General features: G+C 26.7%; 7 protein-coding genes and 2 pseudogenes. 5 read left to right on the forward strand and 4 right to left on the reverse strand.

What is annotated here, in order from left to right; all coding sequences use genetic code 11:
* Window positions 1–123: pseudogene (locus tag HMPREF2576_RS11635) on the reverse strand (IS6 family transposase); the annotation flags it as partial.
* Window positions 124–220: 97 nt separating this feature from the next.
* Here HMPREF2576_RS11635 and HMPREF2576_RS05670 point away from each other — a divergent pair.
* The 3 genes from HMPREF2576_RS05670 (at window position 221) to HMPREF2576_RS12125 (ending at window position 2100) form a co-directional block, all read left to right on the forward strand.
* Window positions 221–1090, forward strand: coding sequence for a nuclease-related domain-containing protein (locus tag HMPREF2576_RS05670; protein WP_070856431.1), 870 nt, complete (start codon window positions 221–223; stop codon window positions 1088–1090).
* A 24-nt stretch (window positions 1091–1114) separates the two neighbouring features.
* Window positions 1115–1891 carry a hypothetical protein gene (locus tag HMPREF2576_RS05675; protein ID WP_070856433.1) on the forward strand — a complete coding sequence of 259 codons (777 nt, stop codon included), beginning with the start codon at window positions 1115–1117 and terminating at the stop codon, window positions 1889–1891.
* Window positions 1892–1998: 107 nt separating this feature from the next.
* Complete coding sequence (locus HMPREF2576_RS12125) at window positions 1999–2100, forward strand: type I toxin-antitoxin system Fst family toxin (RefSeq protein WP_000228874.1); 102 nt, start codon at window positions 1999–2001, stop codon at window positions 2098–2100.
* A 152-nt stretch (window positions 2101–2252) separates the two neighbouring features.
* Here the strand turns inward: HMPREF2576_RS12125 and HMPREF2576_RS12480 are convergent, their stop codons facing one another.
* From HMPREF2576_RS12480 to HMPREF2576_RS05690, 3 genes are all read right to left on the reverse strand, one after another.
* Window positions 2253–2666: a hypothetical protein gene (locus tag HMPREF2576_RS12480; RefSeq protein ID WP_256313859.1), complete on the reverse strand. Its 414-nt coding sequence runs from the start codon at window positions 2664–2666 to the stop codon at window positions 2253–2255.
* Window positions 2667–2888: 222 nt separating this feature from the next.
* Window positions 2889–3659 carry an ABC transporter permease gene (locus HMPREF2576_RS05685; RefSeq protein WP_070856435.1) on the reverse strand — a complete coding sequence of 257 codons (771 nt, stop codon included), beginning with the start codon at window positions 3657–3659 and terminating at the stop codon, window positions 2889–2891.
* Window position 3660: 1 nt separating this feature from the next.
* Window positions 3661–4356, reverse strand: a complete 696-nt coding sequence (locus tag HMPREF2576_RS05690; RefSeq protein WP_070856437.1) for an ABC transporter ATP-binding protein — start codon at window positions 4354–4356, stop codon at window positions 3661–3663.
* 182 nt (window positions 4357–4538) lie between these two features.
* Between HMPREF2576_RS05690 and HMPREF2576_RS05695 the strand changes: the two genes are divergently transcribed.
* Together HMPREF2576_RS05695 and HMPREF2576_RS11640 are read left to right on the forward strand one after the other, a co-directional pair.
* The gene (locus HMPREF2576_RS05695) at window positions 4539–5147 is read left to right on the forward strand and encodes a recombinase family protein (RefSeq protein ID WP_070856439.1); all 609 of its coding nucleotides are present in this window, start codon (window positions 4539–4541) and stop codon (window positions 5145–5147) included.
* A 20-nt stretch (window positions 5148–5167) separates the two neighbouring features.
* Window positions 5168–5362 (forward strand): annotated as a pseudogene (locus tag HMPREF2576_RS11640) (IS5/IS1182 family transposase); the annotation flags it as partial.
* Window positions 5363–5430 lie beyond the last annotated feature (68 nt).

The following is a 5430-nucleotide window of genomic DNA, read 5'->3' on the forward strand; positions in this document are numbered from 1 at the left end:
CGTTAACACCACGTTCCCTTAATATTTCAGATATGTCACAGTAACTAAGTGCGTATCTTAGGTAGTGACTAACGGTACAGTGATTACGTCTTTATCAAATTGCTTATATCTAAAATAATTCATAGAGAACGCTCCTTCTTTGTTAAAATATATACTATAAAATTAATTTTGTAATAAAACTTTATAAAGGCATTGATATAAATAATTAAGGGGGGGTATGATGATTATCGCTTTGTTATTATGTTCTATTATCTTATTTTGTTTAGTAATTTATTTTTATAAAAAGAGCATTGATAATATTGAATTGAAGGAGAAAAATGAGCAAGAGCTAAATTTAAATATTGATAGGCATAAAAGTCAAAATAAAGATTTATCGGTTCGCTATAACAAGCTAACTCAAAAATATGAAGATGTATGTAAGGAAAACCAAACCTTAAAAGAGAGTTATCGTTCAGGTCATATATTTGATAAAAACATAGGGGAGGTCAAAGCTGCTAAGGAATTACAAGAAATTTTTGAACAGTTGAAAGAAGAAGTTGATCTCAATTATTTTATAAAGTTCGACAATCTTTTTTTATATGATTTAAAAGAACCTAGACAAATAGATCATATGGTTATTTGCGATTATGGTATTTATATATTTGAAACAAAATATTGGGAAGGTGACATATATTACAATATATCTAAAGAAAGTTTAAAGGGTACTAAGCATGAACTATTAAACCGATATATTTTTTATAAACAAGATGAAAATGAGCATCAAACTTTTGTTTTGAAATTAAATGAAAATGGAGAAATAGAATATCATAACAATGGTAATCCTTATAAACAGATATATAAAACAATGAAGATATTAAATGATTTTTTAGATAACCAATATTTTATCAATAGTATTATATACTTTAATTATCACAATGATAAATATTATTTTATTGATGGATCAGATAAAAATAATGGGATAATTGGAGTGAATCAGAAAGAAAATTTATATAATGTACTAAAAAATAGAATGGAAAATTTTAAATTTGGAAAGTTGAAAGAAAGGCAAATAAAATATTTAAAGCAGAAATTTGAAAAGTATAACGTATAACATTATTAACAGGAGAAAAAGTATATGCTGAGCATACTTAGTAATATAGCAACCATTATAGGCCTTTTAGTAGGTATTATGTCTTTGCTATACAATTTTTTATCACATGGTGAAAATCAATATAAAGTTAAAGATAATATCAAGTTTATTGGACAAACTTTGATACAAAATGCCTTGGTATTAATCATCACCTACTTAATATTAATGATAATTTATATAATTTTAAGTTATTTTATTCATGAAAAAGAAATTTTTCAGTCTATCATTTTTATATTTGAAACAACTTTAGGATTAGTTTCATTTATTATATATGTTTTAAATGAACTAAGTATACAAAAAAATGGTGTGAGAATTCAAAGTGAAATTTTAGAAAAAAAAGAAGCAGACGAATATATTAATAGCAAGTTTCAAGTAGAGTTAAACAAGACATGTAAGAAGTTGAATGAATATAACGATGAAGTAGATATAAAAGAAGAAATAAATTCATTAAAAAAGTTGGAAAAAAATAGAAGAAAATATAGTAAAAGAGTTAAGAGATGTTTTTTAAGAGCAAGAATAGGTTACTTTTTTATGCCACTTATTTTATTTTCTTATACAGAAATGATGTCTCAGAATATCAATATAACTATTTTTGCTATTCTTTTAATTACTATATTAATATATATATTTAATTTTATTATTATTTATCCCAAAATAAAGCTTGAAAACGGATATATCAACATTACTTCAGCAATGATTTCGAACCATATAAAGGAATTTGAAAAAATACAAAGGAATAGGAAAATAGAAAAGAATACATAATCAACTTATCGGAAGTTATATGTAACTCATCTAGTACAGATGATATAATATACAGGTCGCCTATCTCTCAGGCGTCAATTTAGACGCAGAGAGGAGGTGCATATCAGATGGTCGAAGCTCTTGTTCACATCACGACCACAGTCATCAGTGGTTGTATTGTTGCGTTATTTACGCATTGGCTACGTACACGTAACAATAAGAAAAAATAGGCGATATTAGCCAACACCTAAAAACCCCCTCACTACTCGCAATAGTGAGGGGGTTGGTGCATATAATGCACGAAGCTCTTGTTATCTAAATTATAACACTGGTTAGTAGAGGAATGCAAAAACCTCATCCGTTTTTCTTTTGAATATTATTTTTACTTATAATCTAACTCCTCTTTACGGATAAAAACATTGTAATTTGGCGTAACGTTATTTAACTTATAGTTATTTTTTTGTAAATCTATACCATACTTATTAAGTATAGTTTTCATGATAATTCGATTTGATTCTTTAATATTCATATAATCTTCAGACATATATTTATAAGGTAAATTAACTTTAAAAGTGATTTGAGAAATTAAATATTCATTTTCAAGACTATCCATATGAGGATAGACACTGCATTTTATAACAGTTCCTTTTACTGCCTTTTTTTTGAGTAGCAACCAATAGTTACGTAAAAATTGTAGTAAAGTGTCTTCAAAAGGAATTAGTATAATTGATGATATAAAAGCTCCAATAATAAACCAAAACCCATTAATTATATAATTACAAATTGCTAGATTCATAAGTCACTTCACTTTCTCTAAAATTATGATTTTATTATATCATTTTACACTTTCTGATTCTTTAATATTTGTAACTTCGATGCATGATAAAAGTGCACCTAAAAAATCCCCTCACTACGAAAATAGTGAGGGGATTGGTGTATCCATACTAGAATCCTTATTAACTGTATTGTAACACTAGCTAATAGAGAAATGCAAAATTATAAAGCTTGTTGAGTTAGATTAGACATTTTTCTTTTTAAAGACAAATACTACTAGAATTAAGCAAATAATAATATAAACAATATTACCAATAAATAATTCATGCAGTTCTAATTTTGTGAATTTTTTTATGCTTTTATCAACAATTTGAATCATAATATTCATCATATTGATAGGGTTCCATTTTAGCCATTCCCATTTGTCTATAACAATTGTTAATATACCTGACAAAATTGAAGTGGCAAAATAAAATACAATACCAACAGCAATAGAGACACCAGGACTTTTCATTGCACATGAAATTAATAAAGTGACACTTAAAACTAACCAAGTTCCGACATATGTACCTAACCCAGTTAATAACATTTTACTTAACAACGATAACTCATCTCCCTTACTGTCAAGGAGATTAATATCATTGAAGAAAATAGACCATAAAATAATTCCTACAATAATGCTAATAATAAAATACAGTAATGAAAAAATTACTAATGTAATAATTTTACTACTAATAATATTTGTTCTTGTATATTTACGATAGAGAAGATTTTTAATTGTACCATGATAAAATTCCATTGAAATAATGGTGCTAGCTTGAATAATTAATAAAAAGATAAACCATGCAAATCCGCTAAAAGCTGATTCAATAGACGATTGCGGAGAAAAAATATCATCGTATTTTTTCGAGATTATAGCTTGAATAACCATTAATAATATAATGATAATTGGTATAATAAATGTTGATTTCTTTTTACATAATTTAAAACATTCTTGTTTAATTAAAGTTCCCATTTTATGATTGCTCCTCCTTATCAATGATATTTAATAATACATTTTCTAAATCGTTATCCTCATACTGACTTAATTCTTCTTCTGTAGTTTCAGTAACGAGTTTACCTTTGTTAATGATAAGGATAGAATTTGTAATTTTTACTAATTCACTTAAAATATGACTAGAAATTAAAAAAGTAATTCCTTCTTGTGCTTTTTTTACAATAAGCTCTCTCACATCTCTCACAGCCTTAGGATCTAAACCATTCATAGGTTCATCTAAAACAATTAACTGAGGTTGATTTAAAAAAGCTATTGCAATACCTAATTTTTGTTTCATACCAAGAGAATATGTTTTTGCTTTGTTATGTATATAATCATCCATATTAAGTTGAGAGACAATTGTATCAATATCGTGAGTATTTTTTGTTTCATTTAATAGTTTTAAATTGTCATATCCTGACATGAAAGGATATATTCCAGGATTTTCAATCAATGCACCAACATTACTTTTTTTATTTTTATTTTCAATGATTCTAAATGTCCCATCTTGATAGCTTAAATAACCTAATATGACTTTCATTAAAGATGTTTTTCCTGCACCATTTGCACCTACAAGACCAATAATCTGTCCTCGCTTTAGGTTTAAAGAAACATCCTCAAGAATAGTCTTATTACCTATCTTTTTTGTTAAATGTTCTACTGTTAAAACATCCATACAATTATCTCCTTTTTTAATTATTTATATATATGATAAATCTAAACTTAATTTATCATAAAAGATAACTTAGTTAAACTATGTATATTATGGGCACACCCTAATCATACAAGATAAGTTATTGAATTTATAGTAACTTAAACGTATGATTAGGGTGTATATTAATTGTGGAGTGAAAACGAATGATTATAGGTTATGCAAGAGTATCTTCGGTAGATCAGAATTTAGAGAGACAGCTAGATAATTTGAAAACATTTGGCGTAGAGAAAATATTTACAGAGAAACAATCGGGAAAGTCAGTAGAAAATAGACCCGTATTTCAAGAAGCACTTAACTTTGTGAGAATGGGCGATAGATTTGTAGTAGAATCGATTGATCGCTTAGGTCGTAATTATGATGAAGTGATTAATACAGTTAATTATTTAAAGAATAAAGAAGTTCAATTGATGATTACTAGTTTACCTATGATGAATGAAGTTATTGACAACCCTTTATTAGATAAATTTATGAAAGATTTAATCATACAAATATTAGCAATGGTTTCAGAACAAGAACGAAATGAAAGTAAACGTCGACAAGCACAAGGTATTCAAGTTGCGAAAGAAAAAGGCGTATATAAAGGACGTCCTTTACTATACTCGCCTAATGCGAAGGATCCGCAAAAACGCATTATTTATCATCGAGTTGTAGAAATGTTAGAAGAAGGCCAAGCAATTAGTAATATTGCAAAAGAAGTGAATATTACAAGACAAACAATTTATAGAATTAAACATGATAATGGTTTGGGTTAATAAAAGATTTTTCAATGTAACTGAAGAATTATAACTGGGAATATTTTAAAGTTCAAATCCACAAAAAGTTTTCTGAATTAGAAATAAAGAACATCTATAATCAAAGAAAAATTGATGTAGAACTTGTTTTGGGTTTCACTCGAGTGTCCATTCGAGTAATAAATAAGGTTAAAAGAGAACTTAGATTTATATTAATGGTACTTAATGTAAAAAAATAGCAGCTTAACGAGCTGAAAATAATCAAAAAATTTATAAAAAAGACAATTTCTATATTATTTCAATA

It is taken from the genome of Staphylococcus sp. HMSC063F05, from assembly GCF_001837075.1.
GTDB lineage: Bacteria > Bacillota > Bacilli > Staphylococcales > Staphylococcaceae > Staphylococcus > Staphylococcus epidermidis.

Excerpts from the sequence above, each read along its gene's own strand:
- HMPREF2576_RS05685 (WP_070856435.1), bottom strand. The coding sequence starts at position 3,659 with ATGGGAACTTTAATTAAACAAGAATGTTTTAAATTATGTAAAAAGAAA.
- HMPREF2576_RS05690 (WP_070856437.1), bottom strand. The coding sequence starts at position 4,356 with ATGGATGTTTTAACAGTAGAACATTTAACAAAAAAGATAGGTAATAAG.
- HMPREF2576_RS05675 (WP_070856433.1), top strand. The coding sequence starts at position 1,115 with ATGCTGAGCATACTTAGTAATATAGCAACCATTATAGGCCTTTTAGTA.
- HMPREF2576_RS05670 (WP_070856431.1), top strand. The coding sequence starts at position 221 with ATGATTATCGCTTTGTTATTATGTTCTATTATCTTATTTTGTTTAGTA.
- HMPREF2576_RS12480 (WP_256313859.1), bottom strand. The coding sequence starts at position 2,666 with ATGAATCTAGCAATTTGTAATTATATAATTAATGGGTTTTGGTTTATT.
- HMPREF2576_RS05695 (WP_070856439.1), top strand. The coding sequence starts at position 4,539 with ATGATTATAGGTTATGCAAGAGTATCTTCGGTAGATCAGAATTTAGAG.
- HMPREF2576_RS12125 (WP_000228874.1), top strand. The coding sequence starts at position 1,999 with ATGGTCGAAGCTCTTGTTCACATCACGACCACAGTCATCAGTGGTTGT.